This is a genomic window from Halomonas sp. NPDC076908, from assembly GCF_050269715.1.
Taxonomy (GTDB): Bacteria; Pseudomonadota; Gammaproteobacteria; order Pseudomonadales; family Halomonadaceae; genus Vreelandella.
This window is the reverse complement of the sequence record NZ_JBNNIW010000018.1, coordinates 16,506-37,057: the sequence shown is the minus strand read 5'-3', so window position 1 is coordinate 37,057 and position 20,552 is coordinate 16,506. Positions and strand designations below refer to the sequence as shown.

The window sequence follows — 20,552 nt, the reverse complement described above, 5'->3', positions numbered from 1 at the left end:
GATATCTGAACGTATTAGGGTAGCAAAATTTTCGTAACCTAATAACATCTTCAGTCAAACCTATCAGACCGAGCGCTACTTTCCGCGTTTTAAAGTGGCCATACCAATAGAATCATCGGAATAGCTACCGCCAGCACCACTAATGAAAGCGGTAGACCCAGCTTCCAGTAATCACCAAAGCGATACCCTCCTGGGCCTAGCACCAGGGTATTCGATTGATGCCCAATCGGGGTTAAAAAGGCACAAGAGGCACTGATGGCCACTACCATCAAGAACGGGTCTATAGAGACGTTAAAGCCATTGGCTAGGCTTACTGCTATTGGTGCCATCAGCAGTGCTGCAGCGGCATTGTTAACCACATTGGAGAGCAGCATGCAGAGTAAAAAAAGCCCAACCATGGTGATAACGACTGGCCAGTCGCTACCAAAATAAAGCAATGAATTAGCAACTAAGTCTGCACCACCACTGGTTTCCAATGCCTCACCCACCGGAATCATCGCCGCTAGCAGCACAATCACCGGGCCATCAATAGCTTGGTACCCTTCACGTAGCGGCAGTACGCCAATCAATAACGAGATCAGCGCGGCGGTACTCATCGCCACAGCGGCAGGCAGTAAATCAAACAGCATCGCAATAATGGCCAAGGCGAAAATGGCGATCGACAAGACCAATTTACGCGGCTGACCTAAGTGCAAATCGCGCTTTGCCAGCGGCAAGCAGCCCAGCGAGGCGAGGCTTTCAGATATCTCATTTTCACTACCCTGCAGAAGCAAAATGTCACCATTCTTAAAACGGATATCACGTAAACGCTGCTTCAAGCGCCCGCCATCCCGGGCAACCGCCACTAGGTGCAAACCAAACTGGTGATTAAGGCGAAGCTGACGCACGCTGCGGTTAATCATCATTGAATCATTGCGCACCACAGCCTCAATTAGCTGTAAGCCCTCGGTATCCACTGGCTTACGCTCTTTGGGCGCATCTTCATCTTTCGCATCTTCTTTTTTATCGCTCCCAACGTCATTCTCAGCATCGCCCTCAGCGTTGCGCTCAATGTTATTCTCAGGGTCACTTGCAACGTCCGACTGTTCGGTCTCGATAGTCTCAGCATCATCCTCAAGCTCAGCAATCGCACTCAGTCCGACTTTATCCTCCAGTAACTGAAGTTCATCAGGGCCTGCCTCTAACAGCAGAATATCGCCCTCTTGTAAGGTGCCATGAAAATTGTATCCAGCACGACGGTTATCATCCCGCACCACCGCCAATACAGGGATGGTCTCATCCAGTTCATCGCGCAATTGCTGCAGCGTTAAACCATTAGCTTTTGACTCTTCGCCAACTTTTAATTCGACCAAGTAGTTAGCAGTATCAAACATATCATTAGTCGATGCTTGGCCACTGCGCTTAGGCGTTAAGCGCCAGCCAATCAGCACAATAAACGCGAGCCCTACCAGTGCTACCACAATACCGACTGGCGAAAAGCTGAACATGCTAAACGTATCGCCCGTTACCTCACCCCGATAACTGGAAATAATAATATTAGGCGGCGTACCAATAAGCGTGGTTAGACCACCTAACAAAGAGCCAAAGGCCAAGGGCATCAGCAGTAATGAAGGTGAGGTGTTATGTTCACGTGCCAGCCGCATGGCAACAGGAAGTAGTAGCGCTAAAGCACCTACGTTATTCATAACACCCGACAACATCACCACAGTACCCACTAATACCAATAGCTGAAGGAACAGGTTCTCCCCCACTTTAAGCACTTGATTGGCAATAATATCGACCACCCCAGAGCGCTCAAATCCCCGGCTAAGCACCAACACCGCCGCCACGGTAATAACCGCTGGATGACCAAACCCCATAAAAGCACTTTCTGCGGGCACCAGCCCCAACATTACCGAACCTAGCAGCGCCGCCAGGGCAACCAAGTCATAGCGAAACCGCCCCCATATAAAAGCCGCCAACGTCAGTCCCAACACGATAAACACTAGCGTACTCGGTGTAAGCGCCATGTCTTCAATCGACATCCTTTTCCTACTCCCTTGCCACCCTTTCATAAGGGCAGCCTACGATTGATCTACGCCATGCTTAGGGCATGGCCATCCCCCTTGCACATTAGACGTTTACTATACACACGTATAGCCCCTGCAAACGCCCATTGCGATAAACCTAACGCGTTGAGAAAGCAAAACAGCCCGGCAATGCCGAGCTGTTTTGGAAGCACATACAGCAGTTACGTTGTCTTGAGAAACAGTAGTTTGGAAGACGTTACGAGCGCTAAGCTACATGCCGAGTTAAGCACACTAGCTACGGCAACAGAATCGTCGAGCCGGTGGTTTTACGGCTTTGCAGTGCGTCTTGCGCCTTGCCCACTTCTGCTAATGGGTAACGGTTAGCGATATCGATTCTGACTTTACCGCTTTCGATCATGGAGAAGAAATCTTCACACATCATTTCCAAGCGCTCGCGGGTGTCAGCGTAGCCGTTAAGACTTGGCCGTGTGACGTAAAGCGCGCCTTTCTGATTAAGAATCCCGATATTAACGCCATCGACCGGCCCAGAAGCATTGCCAAAACTGACCATTAATCCGCGGGGCTTCAGACAATCCAACGACATTTCCCAGGTATCTTTACCCACCGAATCATAGACCACATCGCACATAGCGCCATTAGTTAGCTCACGAACACGCTCAATCACATTCTCTTCGCTATAATTGATCGTTGCCCAAGCGCCATTGGCCATAGCGAGATCAGCCTTTTCCTTGGAGCTAACGGTACCGATAAGCTTTACCCCCAGCGACTTCGCCCACTGACAAGCAATCGAACCCACCCCACCGGCAGCGGCGTGAAATAGAATGGTTTCACCGCCTTTGAGTTCATAGGTTTGGCGCAGCAGATACTGCACGGTCAGGCCCTTAAGCATACTGGCCGCCGCCGTTTCAAAATCCACGAAGTCGGGTAGCTTGACCACTTTATCGGCGGGCAGGCTGTGAAGCTCAGCATAGGCACCCAGCGGGCCTTGGGCATAAGCCACGCGGTCACCAACGTTTAAATGCGTGACACCTTCACCCACAGCATCCACCACGCCCGCACCTTCAGTGCCTAAACCAGAAGGCATCGCGGGGGCAGGATATAGGCCGGTGCGAAAATAAATATCGATAAAATTGAGACCAACGGCTTTATTGGCAATACGGACTTCACCCTGGCCGGGTTCAACAGGCGCAACGTCGACCAGTTCAAGTACTTCAGAACCACCTGTACGAGCAAATTGAATACGCTTGGACATTAGTATTTCCTTATTAGTTGTAAGTTTCTTGGCAAGAGCCGCTATACAAGCGCGTCGGGGGCGATAAATCAAGCCAGCTACTTTGCGTATTTATACCCACGCCATTACCTATTAGGCTGAAACCCAGTTGTCATGCACCCATGCTAGACTAATGTTAATTTTTCCGTCTAAGGCTTAGAGATTTGTCATGACGCACCCCGCTATTCAAGTCCCCCCTCTGGTTGCCCACCGTGGTTACTCCGCTGCGGCCCCCGAAAACACCTTAGCGGCCGTCCGTGCTGCTCATCAAGCGGGTGCCTCCTGGGTAGAGCTAGACGTGCAGCTACTAGGCGACGGCACCCCGGTCATTTGGCACGATGCTGACGTAGCACGCTGCTCAAACGGGCGTGGGGAGTTGGCGGCGATGGATTGGGAAAAAGCCAAGAGCTTAGATGTAGGCAGTTGGTTTGGCGACCGCTTTTCAGGCGAAAAAATGGCGAGTTTAGAGGCTATGCTTGCATTGCTAAACGAGCTGGAAATGGGCGTCAATATGGAAATCAAGGTCAACAAAGGCCGCGACCCTATCGCGCTGGTTGATCGCACCCTACCAATAATGTTGGATACCCTACCCCCAGAACGGCTGATTATCTCTTCATTTAATGCCACAGCCCTAAGCCACTGCCGTCAGTTTGCAAGCAAAGAACGGCTAGCGCTTGGCGTGCTATTTGGCAGCGTGCCCAAAACCTGGCGGGCACAGTGTGAAGCCATTGAAGCCTTCAGCGTGCATCCTGACTGGCCGCGCTTAAAGCGCACTCAAGCCGATGCCATGCAGCGCGATGGTTATCAAATTCTATGCTACACCGCCAATGACCCTAGCGCCTTTCATAGCCGCTGGGAGTGGGGCATCGCCAGTGTTATTACCGATGAGCCCGCGGCTTTTAAGCGTTTTTTAGATAGCCATTAAGCACACTCATCAAAATAAGGAGTCAACCGTGAAGTACCTAGGAGCCCACGTGAGCGCCGCCGGCGGCGCAGACCAAGCCGTTCACCGGGCAGTAGAAATAGGCGCGGATGCCTTCGCCTTATTCACCAAAAACCAGCGCCAGTGGCAAGGTAAGCCGCTGACGGATGAAGCGATCCAAGCCTTTCGTGATGCCTGTAGCGAACACCACTTCACCCCTGAACAGATTTTGCCCCACGACAGTTACCTGATTAACCTCGGCCACCCAGAACAAGAAGGCCTGCGCAAATCTCGCCATGCCTTCTTGGATGAGATGCAACGCTGCGAGCAACTCGGGCTGACGCTACTTAATTTCCATCCGGGTAGCCACCTGAACAAAATCAGTGAAAGCGACTGTTTAAAGCGCATTGCTGAGTCCGTCAATGAAGCGTTAACGCATACCCAAGGCGTCACGGCGGTAATTGAAAACACTGCCGGGCAAGGTACCAATTTGGGTTGGCGCTTTGAGCATTTAGCCGAAATTATTGCTCAAGTGGATGACAAAACCCGGGTGGGCGTATGCATCGATACCTGCCACGCTTTCGCGGCGGGCTACGATTTGCGCAGCGCTGAGGCAACCCAAGCTACACTCGATGAACTAGGTAGCGTGGTGGGCTTTGAATACCTGCGTGGCATGCACTTAAACGATGCCAAAAGCGAGTTCGCCAGCCGCGTTGACCGGCATCACAGCCTGGGTAAAGGCAATATCGGCTTGCCAGCGTTTACAACGATTATGCAGGACAAGCGCATTAACGCTATTCCAATGATTTTAGAGACCATTGAACCCGAAATATGGGCAGATGAGATCGCCTGGCTACGCGCACAATAGCCAAGCGCGCTCAAGCACCAGAGGCCGCGCCGGGCAAGTAGTGAATCACATCGTGGCAGCGCAGCCGCGTATCGGTGGCATTGCGCATTGAGTGAGGCCGGTCAGCAAAAAAACGAATGCCCTCGCCTTCATGCAGCGTTTGCCACCGCCCATCAATGCACAGCTCCATCTGCCCCTCTATGACTACAATGTGTTCAACCACCCCACTGGCATGGGGAGACGATTCACTCAAGGCGCCTGGGGCAAGCTCAATCATAAACATTTCAAAACCAAGTAGCGGGTCATAAGGGAACAGTAAGCGGGCTTTCATGCCGACGCTATCATCTCCCCAGACCGACTCCAGGCCATTGCGATGCAGTTCGCCTAACGCAGGTTTTGCGCTATCAAACAGCGTAGAAAACGACACTCGAAAACCGCTGGCGATTTTCCATAGCGTTGAGACTGTTGGGCTGGATTCGCCACGCTCGATTTGGCCCAGCATGGCCTTGCTAACGCCGGTTTCACCCGCGGTACGATCCAAACTCCAACTGCGCTCTTTACGCAACCGCTTTACGGTGCCCGCGATATGCCCCGCAATGGTCGGGGGCGGCTCTATCGTCTGGGTTTGTGTGCCTGAATCATTCTCTGCCATATCTCCCCCATCTCATTAGACTATTTAATGTCATCCATTCGGCTTGATACTCTACCGCGCGCATTGTGCGTTATTACGCACAATGATAGCATGCCCGATTCGTGCGCTATAACGCACACCCAAGTTGACGCTTCGCGGGAGGTTGTCATGCATAAAACGACAACACAACATTTAGCCCAAACATCAGAGCGGCGACCTTCGTTGCGCCGAGATATTAGCCTATCAAGCATTACCGCAGGTTTTGTCGCGGTGATTATTGGCTATACCAGCTCAGCGGCGATTATTTTTCAGGCCGCTGCGGCGGCTGGAGCATCACCTGCTCAAATCAGTTCCTGGCTGTGGGCCTTGGGCATTGGCATGGGAGCCACCTCCCTAGGCTTGTCATTACACTACCGCATGCCTTTGCTCACGGCCTGGTCTACGCCTGGCGCGGCGTTCCTCGTTACCAGCCTACCGGGTATCCCCATGGAAGAGGCCATTGGTGCGTTTCTATTTTCTGCATTGTTAATCACGCTATGCGGTGTCAGCGGGCTATTTGAACGCTTGATGCGCTATATACCCAGCTCGATCGCCTCGGCCATGCTGGCGGGTATTTTGCTGCGCTTTGGGCTAGAGCTGTTTGTGGTGATGGAAAGCCAGTGGTTAATGCCACTTACTATGCTAGCCACTTGGATAGCAGGAAGACGGTTATGGCCATCATTAGCCGTACCCGGTGTGCTGATCATTGGCTTAACGGTTGCTGCCATGCAAGGGCAGATTAACTTACAGGGTATTTCGCTGGCGCCCACCATGCCTGTGTTTACTGCGCCAACGTTTACCCTCGCAACACTGATTGGCGTTGGTATACCGCTCTTTGTCATCACTATGGCAACACAAAACCTGCCAGGTGTCGCCGTACTGCGTGCAGCGGGTTACCGCCCAAATAGCTCACCACTGATTGGCTGGACAGGTGGTGCCTCGCTGCTATTAGCCCCTTTTGGTGGCTATGCATTTAATATGGCGGCGATTAGCGCAGCGGTTTGTTTAGGACCTGATGCTCATGCAGATCCAAAACGACGCTACACCGCAGGGGTAGCCGCCGGGGTTTTCTATCTTGGGATGGGTATTTTTGGCGCTACCGTGACGGGTATTTTTATGGCACTACCTACGGTATTAGTGATGGCCTTGGCGGGCATTGCACTACTGGCAACATTAGGCGGTGGTCTAGCGAACGCTTTTCATGACCCCACACATCGCGACGCAGCCATTATCACATTTCTGTTGACGGGCTCCGGCGTCACGCTATTAGGTTTTGTACGAAAAGCCTTATCTGCTAATTTTACCTATGCAAAAGCAGCATAGGGGAAAAAAATGGTCGGACGTTACGAGATCTCTGATGACGGCTGGGCACAGATTGAAGATATCGTGTCGCCCCCTCAAACCATGGGCAGGCCCAGACGGGATGACCGAAAAATGCTCAATGGTATCTTCTGGGTGCTGTGCTCTGGCGCCAAATGGCGTGATTTACCCGAGCGATATGGTCCTTGGTCGACGGTGTATGACCGGTTCCGCAAGTGGCGTGATGACGGCACCTTTGAAGCGGTACTTTCTCGCTTGCAGCTCAAATTACGTGAAGATGGGCTTATGGACTTGGACACGTGGATGATCGACGCCACTTCCGTGCGGGCCACACGCGCTGCCGCTGGAGGCGGTAAAAAGGGGGCTCGAAAGAACCGCTAGACCATGCACTTGGCCGCAGTCGCGGCGGTTTAACCACCAAAATTCATTTGGTTTGTGATCGCCATGGCTGGCCACTGGCGTTCACGCTGTCCCCTGGTCAAGAGGCAGATTCTCGGCACTTCATTCCGACATTGGAGAGAGTTCATCTACCAGGTAGCGTCGGGCGCCCTCGCAAACGTAGTCGCTATATGGTGGCTGATAAAGGATATGACAGCGATGAGCTGCGTCATTACTGCGACAGGCACGGCATGAAACCCGTGATTGCTCAGCGCAACATGCACCGAAGAATCCGGCCTGGTCTACCCAGACGGTTCGATAAACCCAAATATCGTCAACGGAATGCGATAGAACGCTGCTTTGGCTGGCTTAAAGAATGTCGCCGCATCGCCACACGCTATGAAAAGCTGGCAAGTAGCTTTAAGGCGATGGTATGCGTGGCGTGCATCGACCGTTGCTTGCGAGCCAACTTTTCGTACAAAACCTAGGCATTGGCGGTGCTTTCTGGGGATTAGTGGCAGGGTTAATCACGCTGAAGTTGGCTTCTTTTAAAACTGAGTGAGGTTAACTCGTTAAAAGGTAGAGCTATAAAAAACTATCCATCACTCCGTGTGGAATTATCTTTGCTAGGCTAATAACTAAACTTGAGGGAGGGCGCTTTAGCTCGCGAATATTTGAGCTTATAGCCCGCGTATCCTAAGGGGTGCCTACGGCACCCTTCGCGCGCTAAAGCGCCCTCCCACACAGTATGGATAACTTTGCGCCTTCTCACCCTGAAACGTGTGGCGCAAAAAAGCTCATGTCTGTGCAGTCTGAGCTTTTAGGCTTAACTAAATGCTGATGCCGCCTAGCTTTCAGTAATGACTTCCATGTTAGCCAGGTTCTCTTCATCCAGTACGCCTGACATCCGCACCATGGCCAGCGCTTCATCTAGGCTATCCATCTCTTCAATCATGACGAGTTCACTCTCTAAACTCACCGGCTGGCCGGCTTTTTCAGAAAGCAATTTTTCCAGAGAAGCCACATCCATAGCGTCGTCTAACTGGTGAACATCTACTGAGGCGCTATTACGGCCCGGCAGGTAGATGGTGCCATTAGAGAAATCCACGGCGTAAGCAATTACCCCAGGAACAATAAAGAACAGCAGCCCAACGCTATTGGCGATAGCAATAACGGGATCGATATCACCGCTCAACTGGCCTTTGCGTTCGGGATGAAAAAGCGTGCCGCAACCACTTAATGCCACGACAGAGGCGCCAACGACGGCCCCTGTTAGCCAGCGACGAACTGCTTGATGCATGGAGGTTCCCTCAAATCAATAAACGTAACGGTAATCGGTGTAGAACGTTGTGACGTAGCGATTTTTTTCCGACTCACGTATCTTAAAACTCGACTAGTCTAGCACAACCTGACAAAAGCATAGGCTATGTGCCATTACTTCATATTTTGCCGCTTTACCCACTAAGCCGTACAATGCCTGCATTCAACGCTTCTAAGCACATTTTCAAGAACCTATTTTAAAAACCCCCTTTTCAAGAACCAAGGAATGCTCACGCCCATGCGCGCCAGCCAATTATTGATTGCCACTCTGAAAGAAACCCCGGCCGACGCCGAAGTCATTAGCCACCAGTTAATGCTACGTGCAGGGATGATTCGCCGCCTAACCTCAGGCCTTTATACGTGGCTGCCGCTTGGTCTGCGCACCCTGCGCAAAGTAGAAGCCATTGTGCGTGAAGAGATGGATCGTGCAGGCGCTCAGGAAGTCTTGATGCCCGCCGTGCAGCCCGCTGAGCTTTGGCAGGAGTCTGGCCGTTGGGAGCAGTACGGCCCTGAGCTTCTCCGCCTGAAAGATCGTCATGATCGCGACTACTGCGTTGGCCCGACCCATGAAGAGGTGATTACCGATTTAGTGCGTAAAGAGATTGCCAGCTATAAGCAGTTGCCGGTTAATTTCTACCAGATTCAGACCAAATTTCGCGATGAAATTCGCCCGCGCTTTGGGGTAATGCGTTCGCGTGAATTCATAATGAAAGACGCCTACTCTTTCCACCTGGATGAAGCGTCGCTCAAGCAAACCTACCAGGATATGTACGATGCCTATACGCGCATATTCACCCGCTTAGGGCTTAACTTCCGCCCGGTGATCGCCGACAACGGTTCAATCGGCGGCACTGGCTCCCACGAATTCCACGTGCTTGCGGACTCCGGCGAAGACGATATTGTGTTCTCCAACTCTTCGGACTACGCGGCCAATATGGAAAAAGCCGAGGCGCTACCTGCCCCACTTGGTAGCCAGGCGACACGCACAGCGCCCAGCGAAGAGCTGCGCTTAGTCGACACTCCAGACGCCAAGACCATCGCAACACTGGTGAAGCAGTTCAATCTGCCAATTGAAAAAACCGTTAAAACGCTGATGGTTCACGCAGCTGAAGGGGGACTCATCGCGCTGTTGGTTCGCGGTGACCATGAGCTTAACGAAGTGAAAGCAGAGAACCTGGCCGCCATCGCCGCGCCGCTGACGATGGCCAGCGAAGAAGAGATCCGCGCCGCCGTTGGCGCTGGCCCCGGCTCGCTTGGCCCGATCGGCCTTAACATGCCGGTGATTATTGACCGTAGCGTAGCGCTAATGAGCGACTTCGGCGCTGGCGCCAATGTCGACGACAAGCACTACTTCGGCATTAACTGGGAGCGTGACGTTGCCCTGCCAGAAGTCGCCGACCTGCGTAATGTCGTCGAAGGTGATCCTTCTCCCGATGGCCAAGGCACACTGTCGATCAAGCGCGGCATTGAAGTCGGTCACGTTTTCCAGCTTGGCCAGAAATATTCCCAAGCCATGAATGCCAACGTACTGGGCGACAATGGTAAAACCAGCCACCCGTGGATGGGCTGCTACGGCATTGGTGTGACCCGTGTGGTCGCCGCAGCGATTGAGCAGAATCACGATCAATCCGGCATTATCTGGCCCAATGCGATTGCCCCGTTCCAAGTGGCGCTGGTACCGATGAATGCGCACAAATCCCAACGTGTTCGTGAAGAGTCCGAGCGCCTCTATCAAGCGCTCAGCGCGGCGGGATTAGATGTGCTGCTGGATGACCGCGACACCCGCCCTGGGGTCAAATTTGCCGATCTTGAGTTGATGGGCATTCCCCACCGCTTAGTGATTGGTGACCGTGGGTTAGACAACGGCGAACTGGAGTACAAGGGCCGCCGTGATAGCGATGCAACGATGGTGCCTGCGGATCAAATCATCGATTTTTTGCGTGAGAAAGCCCGCTAACATTACTAAGCTTGCCACCGCGCATAGTGCTTCACATGGCACTTTGCGCAGTCTCGCGCGGTGGCTGGGCTCTGGGTGGCCAAGCATGCTGGCAGCCAACCTGAGCGTGATCACGCTTTTAATGCTGTTCGGCATGACACCGCTAGCTGCCCAGCCCTTACCCCAAGCGCTGCGCCCTACGCTTGAAGCTGCCAATCAGCAACATCAAACGGCTCAGCAACAGTGGGCAGCGCAACAGTGGCGCATGCGTAAGGATGCGCCGCTAACGCGCTTTATCAGCGACCCGGAACAGCGGCAAACGCTACTCACTCGTATCTACCAAGAAGCTAGGCTGGCTGGACTGCCGCCTGATTTAATACTCGCCTTGATTCAAGTTGAGAGTGCCTTTAAGGCAGACGCCATTTCATCTGCAGGTGCGGTCGGGTTAATGCAAATCATGCCTTTTTGGGTCAGCGAGCTGGGGTTACCCATTGATGATTTAACGCACCCGCCACGTAATCTACGCTATGGCTGTACCATTTTGGCGCATTACCTCGCCATCGAAAATGGCGATTTTACCCGCGCCCTAGCACGCTACAATGGCAGTTTAGGTCAAACCTGGTACCCAGAACGCGTCATGCGCGCTTGGCGTGATACGTGGCGCTAAACGCTCATTTGGCACAATCTACTGACTCAATTAACCCGGCCGCTAAAAACTGACCCAGCAGCAACGCCACATCTTTAGATACCTGTTCTCGTGAAATCGGCATAAAAAACGCCGTAAGGGTTTTGCTTAACTCCTCAATATCCAGCGCTTCATTTTGCAAAAGTAGCCACACTGCCCGGCTAGTCACGTTCATGCGATGAATGGCTCCCCCCTCTTCGATAATGACAAATAGCTCATCGCCTAGGGGATACTCATGCGCGGTTGAACGTGCACGCCAACAACGCTGATCGCTTCTACTCAGCGAGGGCGCTTGAGGCATGACGGCTTCAAAGGAGGGAGACGTATAGCTAGACGGTTGCCCTTTCAGTGCCTCTCCAAGATGACGCCCGACAAATTCCGCCGCCTGATAAGCATCCGAGTAACGCAGTAAAAAACAGGGCATGCCCTGCACTAGAGGCCAAAATTTAGTCATCAGCACTTGATCAGAGAGCGTGTCGGCAAAGTTCTGCTGTAGCAGTTGCCAGAGCCCCTCGCCATGCTGCAAAGAGGTCAGCTGTGGCTTGGTGACACTATTGTCACGATCAATCAATATGATGGCACCGATCGGACGCTTTACACCGTGGCTAGCCAGTAACGTATCATCAAGTGCTAAATAGCCATACCGGTCATCGCTGGGGCCTTGGTGGGTGCTAACAAAGTTTTGAAACTCGCTATCAATCCCCGTGGGTAGCGGCAAACGAAGTCTTGGGGCAATACCCAGCGATACGCCTTCGCCTTCAGGGGTTAACGCCACCACATCATCGCCAAAAACACGAAACCCAACGGCTGCAAACGCAGACGTGAGGGTACTTTTACCGGCACGGTGGGATTCTGGGAAAATCACTAATTGGCCGTCTATTTCAGCCGAGCCACAGTGCAAACCAATGTAATCGGGATGCTGGCGTAAAAAAGCACCCGAAACATCAGCAATAACGCTGCACGCCGTTCCCACGGCGGTTTCCAGCCACATCCCTTTCGGCAGTGCAGGCGCCTGCTGCCAGAAACCTTCTTCTTGCTGCCATACACAGATATCTGGCTCAACGGGCTGGCGTGCGCACTCCGTTAATGCCCAGCCCGGCATCGCCGCCTGGAGAACGGGTAACAATGGCTGCGCATCTACCAGCCTTAAGCAGGGACCTAACCCAGGCAACGCATAGTCAGTTATGGCGTTCATATTTGACCTCACCAGCGATTTGGCAGCAGCCGACTGATGCGCAGTTCGATCACTCCATCACGCTCCCAGCGCGGGCGGGATTGATAGCCACGGGCATACGGGTCATGCCGATGACGTGGACGTGAATATTGTGCACGGTGGTGATGCGATTGAGAGTGATGGTGACGGGAATGATTCGGACGAGAGTGGCGTGGTCTGGAATAGCTGGGGCGTGAATAGCTTGGACGTGAATAGCTGGGCTTTGAGCGATGTTTGCCGCGCGCTTCCGCTTGATCCATCGACAGCAGGCTCGGTGCCACGTATAGCGCCGCCGCACCTAACCCAAGGCTTGCCAGCACCTGCCGGCGCGAACGAGGCTGCTTTAACAAAGTGGACGTTTCATTGTGACTCATCTCTTTTCTCCGCAGTTATCGAACACCGTTTGATTTCAGTATTCACTTTAAACAACGTAGCGTAAGAGCGCCACTGAACGAGGCCACTTCCCCATTGTTTACTCTTTTTTTGCAAAGCACTTACATGATGAGCGGCGTTTGTGGACTAAAACGCTATTTTGCGTCTTCAGTCACCTGCCACCCGTCGCGTCCGGCTGTTTTAACCTGGTATAGGGCTTTATCAGCCGCTTCGTAAGCAAGTGAAAATGCTTTTTCACCGGCTATAAAACATGTACCACCCACGCTTAGGGTGACCCCTTTTTTATCTGGATGAGCGGGGTGCGGAAAATTAGCTCCGTGAAGTCCCTGGATCAGCTCACGACAGTAACTCCCCAGGGTGTTTGAATCGGGGCAGTCGATCAATGCTGCAAACTCATCGCCCCCCAATCGGTAGAGCATCGCTTCATCTTTGAGGGTATGGGCGATTAACTCCGCTAACTGACGTAATAACGCGTCGCCCTGAGGGTGCCCCACAGCATCGTTGTACTGTTTGAAGAAATCGATATCAATCAGAATAAGGCCTAGCGAGTGATGCTGATTAGCCATCACATCCTGATGCAAAGCACTCCGATTTCCAATGCCGGTCAGCGGGTCGCGCATAGCGCGCTGCATCCACTCAAAGGTTTGTTGTGTAGCATGATCAGTGCGTCTTAATTGGCGCTCGTGGAGCCACCAAAATGCTAATCCCAGCACAAAGATTAATAGACTTGAATACGTCAACACCTGGTTGTGCTGGCGGGTGCTTTCAGAAAAATCATTGATCGCTTGGCCACGGCGGTCTAGCTGGCTCATTTCAATATGTGTCAAACACTGAATCGGGGCGAATAACTCGCTCAAAGCGTCAATGCGGCCAATACCGCGCTGCTCTAAACGCTCCATTAGTTGATTTAAATCCCGCAAGCTTGGTTCAGTACACTCGTACTGGCGCCGATAAACGTGCACATCAAATAGCCCGTAAGCTATTTCTATTTGCGCGATAGAGGCATCAAACGCTTCCACTTCAGGTTGTTCAGTCAATAACTCAGTTTGAGCGTTTTGCAGATAAACACGCGAGCGTGTTGCCAATTGCTGGCCGGTTAAACTGCCGGTTTGACTGAAATAAGCTTGGATTTCGGGGTATACCCAACGCGACTCATAAACAATCAGCACCATGAGCCCCAAAAAGCTCATCAGGCTCAACGACAGCCACGTTAAATAACGGTGCTGCCGCGCAAAAGGCCGGGGCCGCATTAGCGACTGCTCAACGCGTTTGAGTGTCACCACTTCGCCTCAATACTGCGGATCATCCAAATCCAGTCGTTAAACTCGCGTAGGCTCTCAACGTCACGATCACCGTAGTCTCGCTCTACTAGCCGTACAGGCCCGCGCGAACGAAGTGTTAGGGGAGCGCCATCTTCCAAGGTAATCAAATACCAATTAGGATCATCCCACTCTTCGAGCGTCACTTCGTAGTCATCCCAAGCGGTAAAGTGCAACGCTGGTGGTACTTGGCCAAAATGATCGATCAGAAACGTCTGAAAAGCCACACCCTGCATTTCGACCTCACGGCCTTGGTAGGGGTCATAAAGCGTAAAGCTGGTATCGGATATATCGCGTAAGTCACTTAGTGCGATCTTCTCGGTGACATCACCATTGATTAAATTTAAGGCCTGGGCAAGCACGGTCGCGGGCAGCGCTAATCCAGCGACCAGCAAGACGCTCGCAAACCGATCACGTGCACGAACCCATGGGCTGCGGTGTAAGGCAACTGCGTTCATGTAAAGCTTCCTGGTGAATTTTCACTTCACTGGACTTTACCAGAGCACGCCTGATTTTGCTCTTAAACCATGTCTCTCAACGCATGGCTTTTAAATCACAGTTGAGCAGGTTCAACCTGAGGTTATTTTAAACCAAAAAAAGCCAGCCCAAATTGGGCTGGCAACAGGAAGCTTACTAAATGTATAAGCCCCCTCCCCTGACAACATTGACGTAAAATAGCTGGGCTACTTTTTACGCTCATCCTTGCGTAGATGATCGCGAATCACGAAGCCCACCCAACCCACCATAAAAGCGATCACCAAAGCGACGGTGGCTAACCCAAAAACTACTGTGTCATCCCAATACATGATGATTCCTCCCGCCGTGATGTATGCATTCATACTAATCACTCAACGGCGGGAGAAAGCTGATCCAGGTCAAGTTATAAGGGTCGGGGGAAAGTGCTTAAACAGGAAATTGATACCGATCAATTTCTAGCGCTGCTTTTAGCTCTGCATAAGGCTACAACACTTTTCGGTCTTCAACTTTACTATGCTCGGTGCCTGGCGGTAGCGGATGCCCTTTGGCAAGCTCTGCGCGAGTGGCTTCACGTATGTCTAGGATAGTCACCCGATAGTTAAGCGTGCGACCCGCTAGGGGATGGTTAGTATCAACCGTAACCCGATCACCATTAACTTCCAGTACAGTAACAATTTGTGGGCCAGCTTCACCTTCTGTTTGAAAACTGCTGCCGGGCGACAATTCAGCGCCACCAAAAGAAGCACGGTTCACCTCTTGCACCAGCGCCTCGTTGCGCACCCCGTAGGCATCGGCAGGCATCAGTTGCACGCTTAGCTCAGCGTCTTTGGCTTGCCCTGCTAAGGCACGCTCCAGTCCCGGTACAATATTGTCATGGCCATGTAAGTACTCCAGCGGCTTATTGCGCGCATGGGAGTCATCCAATATTCGCTTGCTGCCATCGCTTAGCACATCACTCAGAATATAGTGCAAGGTAACTACCTGATGCGCGGTAATCGACATGGAAAACTCCTCTCCGGTAAGCTGTCGGCTTTGTGATGGATTATTGGCTTAGTTTATCACTTGGCCCTTGCCAACGTCTTTGAGGAGTATCGCTTGATGCCCACCCCCACCCCCCAGCGCAGTTGGCTTGCAGCGCTGGCAATTTATTGTCGCGCACCCGTTATCACCATGCTGTTTTTGGGGTTTTCGGCAGGCCTGCCTTTTCTATTGGTGTTTTCAACGCTTTCCGCTTGGCTGCGTAGCGATGGCGTTGAGGTGGCGGCCATCGGTTTTTTTGCCTGGATCGGCATGCTTTATTCCATCAAATTCTTCTGGGCCCCGGTGGTGGACCGCCTAGCGCTGCCGTTCTTAACTCGCGTATTCGGTCAACGGCGCGGCTGGATGCTATTGGCACAAGGCCTCATTGTGACTGGACTGGTGGGCCTTGCCGGTATTAGCCCGGTAGGCAACCTCGGTTTAGTGGCCATGTTTGCGCTTCTTGTCGCGTTTGGCTCAGCGACCCAAGACATTGCGATTGACGCCTACCGTATCGAGTCGGCCGACGACGATGTTCAAGCCGCCATGGCCTCAACTTATATTATTGGCTATCGCGGAGGATTACTGGCCGCAGGTGCAGGGGCGCTCTACATTGCAGCCTCTGCCTCTTGGGATGTTGCCTATCTCAGCATGGCAGCACTGATGGGTATTGGTGTGCTAACCGTACTAATACGTCCTGAGCCCAAGCGAGCATCGCTCTCCATTCAACTTATTCACGAACCCAAGGTACGTGCGTTTATCCGCGCTAGCCGTGGAAAACCCAAGATTTTCCGCCGCTTGGGTGCGTGGAGTATTGGTGCTCTTGTCTGCCCGTTCACCGATTTTTTCAGCCGATACGGGGTGAAAGCGCTGTGGATTTTGGTATTTATTGCAGTGTTTAGAATTAGCGACTTGGCCATGGCATCTATGGCCAACCCGCTGTATATCGATTTGGGGTTCACGCTGGCAGAGATTGCTAATGTGACCAATATCTTTGGCATTGCGATGAGTATTACCGGCGGGATTTTAGGCGGACTTTTCGTGGCCCGTTATGGCATCGGCCCGCTGTTGATTTTCGGTGCCGCCATGGTGATGGTAACGAATTTACTGTTTGCAGTACTTGCCATGGTCGGCAATCAGCTACCTATGCTGGTGATCACCATTATTGGTGACAACCTCGCCAATGGCTTGGCCAGTGCGGTGTTCATCGCCTTTCTTTCAAGCCTTACCTCGCGCGCATATACCGCGACACAATACGCGCTGTTCTCGTCGCTAATGACACTGCCAGGTAAATTTTTAAGCGGTTTTGGTGGGCTGGTGGTTACAGCTCAGGGCTACCCGAGCTTTTTCGTGATTGCCACACTGCTCGGCATACCAGCGATTGTTTTAGCGATCTGGATCAGCCGAGACAAGCAGTTGGTGCCTACGCCAAATGCTACCAAGCCCGCATAAGCGGGCTTGGTAGTAGGGTCTAATAATGGGCCTAGCGATGGGCGTCTAGCCAATCCAACGCGCCTGGTGTTGTCCGCCACTGATCACGCATCAGTGTGCGGTACTGCCATGCTTCCGCGCGTGAGCCAGGATCAACCTGCCCATCAGGGTGGGGCATGGAGGGGCGTGGGCTCTCAGCGCAAATTAGCTCTAACGCATGGCGATTATGTTTAACCACATCACCAAGCGAGGTCTCTGCCGCTTCATGCCGTTCAAGCCGATAGAGTGCCAGGGTTTTACCCATTAACAGTCCCAGCACTAACGAGCCATCGTCGTCATTCTCTTCAGCCAGCGCCAGCGCTTCCTCGTTACGATGATCGCGTAACAGTTGATCTAGCACCAATTCGCGCAGCCCCAAGCTATCTTCCTGGTCGATCAACAACAGCTCTTCAGCCAGTTCACGGGAGTGCTGGCGAGCACCACGCTCCATACCTACCACCAGTGCTAAGCCGGTGCGCAGCAGCATGGCATTATTGGCATCATCCCAACACAGGTTGCCATCGCCTTCGGCACGGGCCTGCTCTAGCCAGCGTGATAAACGCAACGCCAGTGGCTCTAGTAAGCTCGGCGCCATCCACGGCAGGCTGCCAAAGCGGCTGGTCAGCGCCAGGGTTAAGTCTTGCACTACTTGAGGCGCATCAAGCCATTCTGGATGCGAGCAGAGTGCTGGCATCCACTCCATCGCGTTAATCCAAGGGTCCGCTTGAAAACCCAGTGCAACGTCTTCATCGACGAGCACTTGAAAATGCTCATGCCAGGCAGCAAACAGCGTCGCCTCGCGGGCACTGGTGTTGTAAAGCAAACGTCCGCTTTCAGGGTCCGCGCTCACATCGATTTTGGGTGCGGTGGGCAATTCAGTCAGTAACGCTTGCAGAGCAATCAGTGGCGTTGAAAGGTCTTCTTCAGCGCTGAGTAGTTGGTCAGCTAGCGTGGCACCTGGGTTCTCCGCCAGGGCGGCCAAAAAATCCAGCTGATCTTCATCCAGTTCACCTTGGCGAACCAGGCGACGATACCAGAAGTTGGCGCGCTCTTTGGCTTCCTGTTCGTGACCTTCATGGAGCAGCAGCATAGCCTCAATATAGGCAAGCGTGGGCGAATCAGGCAGCGCTTGCTGAGCTTTAACAAAAGCACCACGGGCGCTATCCAGGTCATCGTTATCAAGGTGCATCAGACACAAACGCTCAAGTGCCACACCACGCAAAAACAGCGGCCCGCGCTCCATGACGTCATCAAGCAGATCCGCACGCTTACGGGTGAAACCACGCTCCTGATAAATATCCAGCAGGATTTCAAAAGCAGGTTCAGCCTGCTCCGGCAACCGCGACCAGTCGCTGCCATCGAATAACGATTCAAGGATTTGCATAGCGCGGCCGGTCTGTCCGCTTTCAGCCGCAATTAGACCAGCTTCCAGCAGTGCTTGAGGCGGAGCTTGCTGGCTATCCAGCGCGGCTTTCAGAGTTGCGCCTTTCCATTCGCGTAGCGAAAGCATCCACATCATCTGATCAGGAATTTCAGTGGGGAAATCAATCCGGTAGCAGCACTGCTTAAATTTGCGCCCAGAATCACACCAACACGGCTCATTTCGCCCAGGCGTGGCCAGCGGCTCACAGGCAAAACCTAACCGCTCCAGCGGTGTTTGCGACCACAGCACCGGTGCCAGCGCCTGGGCCATTGCCACATCGCCTTCGAATGCGTCCGCGCCCTTGGCACGCACCCAGGTCATGAAATCCGGATAGTGTTCTTGTTGCCTGATTGCCGAGAGTGCCCCGGAGGCAAATCCCAGCAGCTGATCGACCCATACCGCCAGCATTGCCGTCTCCACTGCGTTAAACGATGTCTATAAACGATGTCTTTAAATCACGATGACTAAAATGAAAGCGACATAGTTTATCACGAAGGCCGACTTCACCGCAGCGGCAATCGGTTCATCGTTAATGGGCCCGTTTAAGCAGTGGAATCGAACGTTCTTGCATATCTAACCGCGCCCCTAAACGCACCAGATTCCAGTAGTGACCGTTCAACGCGCGAGACAGTAATAAGGTATCCGCCGGGGGCTGCAGGCGGTCCATGGCGGCCCATACTTTAGGGGTTAGTTCACGCAGCCGGTAATGCACCCGGACATCGCTGAAATCTTGTTCGCCTGGGGCAAACAGTGGTGCAATACACTCCGCGGACTCTTTATATAGCGCCAGTGGCGCCCCCTGCCCCTGGCGCCCACCCATTTTCATTAGCGCCTCATCCATGCCCATAGGATCATGCTTCAGTGTGGCATCAAGCAGTTGCATCATCGCCTTAATGCGCGCTTCAGGTACTGCAATCACCGCGCCTAAATCGTAAATGATCAACCGCCCTTGATCATCAGCGGCAAAGTTACCCGCATGGGGGTCGGCGTGCAGTTCACCGTAAGTAAATAGCTCTTGGGTGATCCAATCTGCCAGTGCATGGGCAACGCCTTGGCGTGTGGCATCATCAGCTTGTGCTAACTCACGCAGCGGCGTGCCGCCTACATAGCGCATCGCTAGTACGTGCTGCCCGGAAAGTGCTGGTAGCGGCTCAGGAATCACTAGTCTCGGATCATCTTTATAGCGCTCGCGATAACGCGCCAGGGCATCAGCTTCTGCATGGTAATCCAACTCCCCACGCAGGCTTTCGGCAAGCTCATCAAACAGCGCGTCCAGTCTGGCCTGGGGCACTTTGAACCAGCGACCTAAGCGCATAATGCGCCGCACCTGAACCAAATCACTCTCTAATACCTCAGCCAAGCCAGGGTACTGAACTTTCAATACAATGGTTTCACCTTTATGGGTGGTTGCCCGGTGCACCTGCCCCATTGAGGCACTGGCAAACGGACGCTCTTCAATCTCACTGAAGTAGTGATCAATATCTCCATACTGCATCGCCAAAGCTTCACGAATTTTTGACCAGGGCATAGGTTCGGCCTGACGCTGCAAGCGGGCGAGCTCCTCAGCTAGGTCAGGCGGTAGCAGGTCATCCCATTGAGACATGATTTGGGCAAGCTTCATGGCCGGGCCTTTGAGTTCAGATAACCCCTCAAACAGCGCTTCGCCGAGTGCCCGCCAATCTGCTTGGCCGCCGAGCCGTGTCTTCAACAGCGCACCACCGGTACGCGCCCCTAACCCCATCAAGCGTCGTGTTCTGCCGCGCTCACGCATTGGTTATGCCCCTTAAAACTAACTACACTCAATTATTTATACACAATCTATACAACTTAACAGCATTGATAACTTGCCGCATCACTATCCT

19 protein-coding genes are annotated in these 20,552 nt (G+C 52.9%); 7 read left to right on the top strand and 12 right to left on the bottom strand.

The features are described from left to right. Positions 1-89 precede the first annotated feature (89 nt). Together ACQKE4_RS11945 and ACQKE4_RS11940 are read right to left on the bottom strand one after the other, a co-directional pair. Positions 90-2,024 (bottom strand): SLC13 family permease, encoded by a 1,935-nt coding sequence (locus tag ACQKE4_RS11945; RefSeq protein WP_427388581.1) that lies wholly within the window; start codon positions 2,022-2,024, stop codon positions 90-92. Positions 2,025-2,304: 280 nt separating this feature from the next. Further along, a complete protein-coding gene (locus ACQKE4_RS11940) occupies positions 2,305-3,282 on the bottom strand; it encodes an NADPH:quinone reductase (protein WP_427388579.1) in 978 nt (325 codons plus the stop codon). 187 nt (positions 3,283-3,469) lie between these two features. On the opposite strand from ACQKE4_RS11940, the gene ACQKE4_RS11935 reads away from it, so the two are divergent. Beyond that, on the top strand, positions 3,470-4,225 hold the full coding sequence (locus ACQKE4_RS11935) for a glycerophosphodiester phosphodiesterase family protein (RefSeq protein WP_427388578.1): 756 nt from the start codon (positions 3,470-3,472) through the stop codon (positions 4,223-4,225). Between the two features lie 28 nt (positions 4,226-4,253). Continuing rightward, entirely contained in the window at positions 4,254-5,090 is an 837-nt protein-coding gene (gene nfo, locus ACQKE4_RS11930; protein ID WP_427388576.1) for a deoxyribonuclease IV, read from the top strand. A gap of 10 nt (positions 5,091-5,100) precedes the next feature. Here nfo and ACQKE4_RS11925 read toward each other — a convergent pair whose 3' ends face one another. After that, positions 5,101-5,721: a helix-turn-helix domain-containing protein gene (locus ACQKE4_RS11925; protein WP_427388574.1), complete on the bottom strand. Its 621-nt coding sequence runs from the start codon at positions 5,719-5,721 to the stop codon at positions 5,101-5,103. Between the two features lie 147 nt (positions 5,722-5,868). Here ACQKE4_RS11925 and ACQKE4_RS11920 point away from each other — a divergent pair, with 147 nt between their 5' ends. Beyond that, positions 5,869-7,062 (top strand): benzoate/H(+) symporter BenE family transporter, encoded by a 1,194-nt coding sequence (locus ACQKE4_RS11920; protein ID WP_427388572.1) that lies wholly within the window; start codon positions 5,869-5,871, stop codon positions 7,060-7,062. Positions 7,063-7,071: 9 nt separating this feature from the next. After that, positions 7,072-7,925, top strand: a protein-coding gene (locus ACQKE4_RS11915; protein WP_101146791.1) for an IS5 family transposase whose coding sequence is annotated in 2 segments (ribosomal slippage) — positions 7,072-7,414 and positions 7,414-7,925 — 855 coding nt in all. Because the reading frame shifts where the segments join, the coding sequence is not laid out codon by codon here. A 359-nt stretch (positions 7,926-8,284) separates the two neighbouring features. Here ACQKE4_RS11915 and ACQKE4_RS11910 read toward each other — a convergent pair. After that, the gene (locus ACQKE4_RS11910) at positions 8,285-8,737 is read right to left on the bottom strand and encodes a hypothetical protein (protein WP_290835691.1); all 453 of its coding nucleotides are present in this window, start codon (positions 8,735-8,737) and stop codon (positions 8,285-8,287) included. A 258-nt stretch (positions 8,738-8,995) separates the two neighbouring features. On the opposite strand from ACQKE4_RS11910, the gene ACQKE4_RS11905 reads away from it, so the two are divergent. Beyond that, a complete protein-coding gene (locus ACQKE4_RS11905; RefSeq protein WP_427388570.1) occupies positions 8,996-10,714 on the top strand; it encodes a proline--tRNA ligase in 1,719 nt (572 codons plus the stop codon). Between the two features lie 85 nt (positions 10,715-10,799). Then, positions 10,800-11,360: a transglycosylase SLT domain-containing protein gene (locus ACQKE4_RS11900; protein ID WP_427388569.1), complete on the top strand. Its 561-nt coding sequence runs from the start codon at positions 10,800-10,802 to the stop codon at positions 11,358-11,360. Between the two features lie 4 nt (positions 11,361-11,364). Here the strand turns inward: ACQKE4_RS11900 and ACQKE4_RS11895 are convergent, their stop codons facing one another. The 6 genes from ACQKE4_RS11895 to ACQKE4_RS11870 all read right to left on the bottom strand — a co-directional run bounded on the left by ACQKE4_RS11895 (position 11,365) and on the right by ACQKE4_RS11870 (position 15,782). Further along, complete coding sequence (locus ACQKE4_RS11895) at positions 11,365-12,573, bottom strand: PqqD family protein (protein ID WP_427388567.1); 1,209 nt, start codon at positions 12,571-12,573, stop codon at positions 11,365-11,367. An 8-nt stretch (positions 12,574-12,581) separates the two neighbouring features. Continuing rightward, on the bottom strand, positions 12,582-12,965 hold the full coding sequence (locus ACQKE4_RS11890; protein ID WP_427388566.1) for a hypothetical protein: 384 nt from the start codon (positions 12,963-12,965) through the stop codon (positions 12,582-12,584). Positions 12,966-13,118: 153 nt separating this feature from the next. Continuing rightward, a complete protein-coding gene (locus ACQKE4_RS11885) occupies positions 13,119-14,174 on the bottom strand; it encodes a diguanylate cyclase domain-containing protein (protein WP_427388619.1) in 1,056 nt (351 codons plus the stop codon). 86 nt (positions 14,175-14,260) lie between these two features. Continuing rightward, entirely contained in the window at positions 14,261-14,761 is a 501-nt protein-coding gene (locus ACQKE4_RS11880) for a hypothetical protein (RefSeq protein ID WP_427388565.1), read from the bottom strand. A gap of 225 nt (positions 14,762-14,986) precedes the next feature. Continuing rightward, the gene (ccoM, locus tag ACQKE4_RS11875) at positions 14,987-15,109 is read right to left on the bottom strand and encodes a cytochrome c oxidase subunit CcoM (RefSeq protein WP_290695011.1); all 123 of its coding nucleotides are present in this window, start codon (positions 15,107-15,109) and stop codon (positions 14,987-14,989) included. Positions 15,110-15,263: 154 nt separating this feature from the next. Continuing rightward, entirely contained in the window at positions 15,264-15,782 is a 519-nt protein-coding gene (locus ACQKE4_RS11870) for an FKBP-type peptidyl-prolyl cis-trans isomerase (RefSeq protein WP_427388564.1), read from the bottom strand. A 96-nt stretch (positions 15,783-15,878) separates the two neighbouring features. Here ACQKE4_RS11870 and ACQKE4_RS11865 point away from each other — a divergent pair, with 96 nt between their 5' ends. Continuing rightward, a complete protein-coding gene (locus ACQKE4_RS11865; RefSeq protein WP_427388563.1) occupies positions 15,879-17,249 on the top strand; it encodes an AmpG family muropeptide MFS transporter in 1,371 nt (456 codons plus the stop codon). Positions 17,250-17,280: 31 nt separating this feature from the next. On the opposite strand, the gene ACQKE4_RS11860 is transcribed toward ACQKE4_RS11865, so the two are convergent. Both ACQKE4_RS11860 and ACQKE4_RS11855 read right to left on the bottom strand, forming a co-directional pair. Continuing rightward, on the bottom strand, positions 17,281-19,098 hold the full coding sequence (locus ACQKE4_RS11860) for an SEC-C metal-binding domain-containing protein (RefSeq protein ID WP_427388561.1): 1,818 nt from the start codon (positions 19,096-19,098) through the stop codon (positions 17,281-17,283). Positions 19,099-19,219: 121 nt separating this feature from the next. Further along, a complete protein-coding gene (locus ACQKE4_RS11855) occupies positions 19,220-20,461 on the bottom strand; it encodes an ABC1 kinase family protein (RefSeq protein WP_427388560.1) in 1,242 nt (413 codons plus the stop codon). Between the last annotated feature and the right edge of the window lie 91 nt (positions 20,462-20,552).

Bases quoted from the DNA above. Each gene is read 5' to 3' on its own strand.
- ACQKE4_RS11945 (WP_427388581.1), bottom strand. From the start codon at position 2,024: ATGTCGATTGAAGACATGGCGCTTACACCGAGTACGCTAGTGTTTATC.
- ACQKE4_RS11940 (WP_427388579.1), bottom strand. From the start codon at position 3,282: ATGTCCAAGCGTATTCAATTTGCTCGTACAGGTGGTTCTGAAGTACTT.
- ACQKE4_RS11935 (WP_427388578.1), top strand. From the start codon at position 3,470: ATGACGCACCCCGCTATTCAAGTCCCCCCTCTGGTTGCCCACCGTGGT.
- ACQKE4_RS11925 (WP_427388574.1), bottom strand. From the start codon at position 5,721: ATGGCAGAGAATGATTCAGGCACACAAACCCAGACGATAGAGCCGCCC.
- ACQKE4_RS11920 (WP_427388572.1), top strand. From the start codon at position 5,869: ATGCATAAAACGACAACACAACATTTAGCCCAAACATCAGAGCGGCGA.
- ACQKE4_RS11910 (WP_290835691.1), bottom strand. From the start codon at position 8,737: ATGCATCAAGCAGTTCGTCGCTGGCTAACAGGGGCCGTCGTTGGCGCC.
- ACQKE4_RS11905 (WP_427388570.1), top strand. From the start codon at position 8,996: ATGCGCGCCAGCCAATTATTGATTGCCACTCTGAAAGAAACCCCGGCC.
- ACQKE4_RS11900 (WP_427388569.1), top strand. From the start codon at position 10,800: ATGCTGGCAGCCAACCTGAGCGTGATCACGCTTTTAATGCTGTTCGGC.
- ACQKE4_RS11895 (WP_427388567.1), bottom strand. From the start codon at position 12,573: ATGAACGCCATAACTGACTATGCGTTGCCTGGGTTAGGTCCCTGCTTA.
- ACQKE4_RS11890 (WP_427388566.1), bottom strand. From the start codon at position 12,965: ATGAGTCACAATGAAACGTCCACTTTGTTAAAGCAGCCTCGTTCGCGC.
- ACQKE4_RS11885 (WP_427388619.1), bottom strand. From the start codon at position 14,174: ATGAGCTTTTTGGGGCTCATGGTGCTGATTGTTTATGAGTCGCGTTGG.
- ACQKE4_RS11880 (WP_427388565.1), bottom strand. From the start codon at position 14,761: ATGAACGCAGTTGCCTTACACCGCAGCCCATGGGTTCGTGCACGTGAT.
- ccoM (WP_290695011.1), bottom strand. From the start codon at position 15,109: ATGTATTGGGATGACACAGTAGTTTTTGGGTTAGCCACCGTCGCTTTG.
- ACQKE4_RS11870 (WP_427388564.1), bottom strand. From the start codon at position 15,782: ATGTCGATTACCGCGCATCAGGTAGTTACCTTGCACTATATTCTGAGT.
- ACQKE4_RS11865 (WP_427388563.1), top strand. From the start codon at position 15,879: ATGCCCACCCCCACCCCCCAGCGCAGTTGGCTTGCAGCGCTGGCAATT.
- ACQKE4_RS11860 (WP_427388561.1), bottom strand. From the start codon at position 19,098: ATGCTGGCGGTATGGGTCGATCAGCTGCTGGGATTTGCCTCCGGGGCA.
- ACQKE4_RS11855 (WP_427388560.1), bottom strand. From the start codon at position 20,461: ATGCGTGAGCGCGGCAGAACACGACGCTTGATGGGGTTAGGGGCGCGT.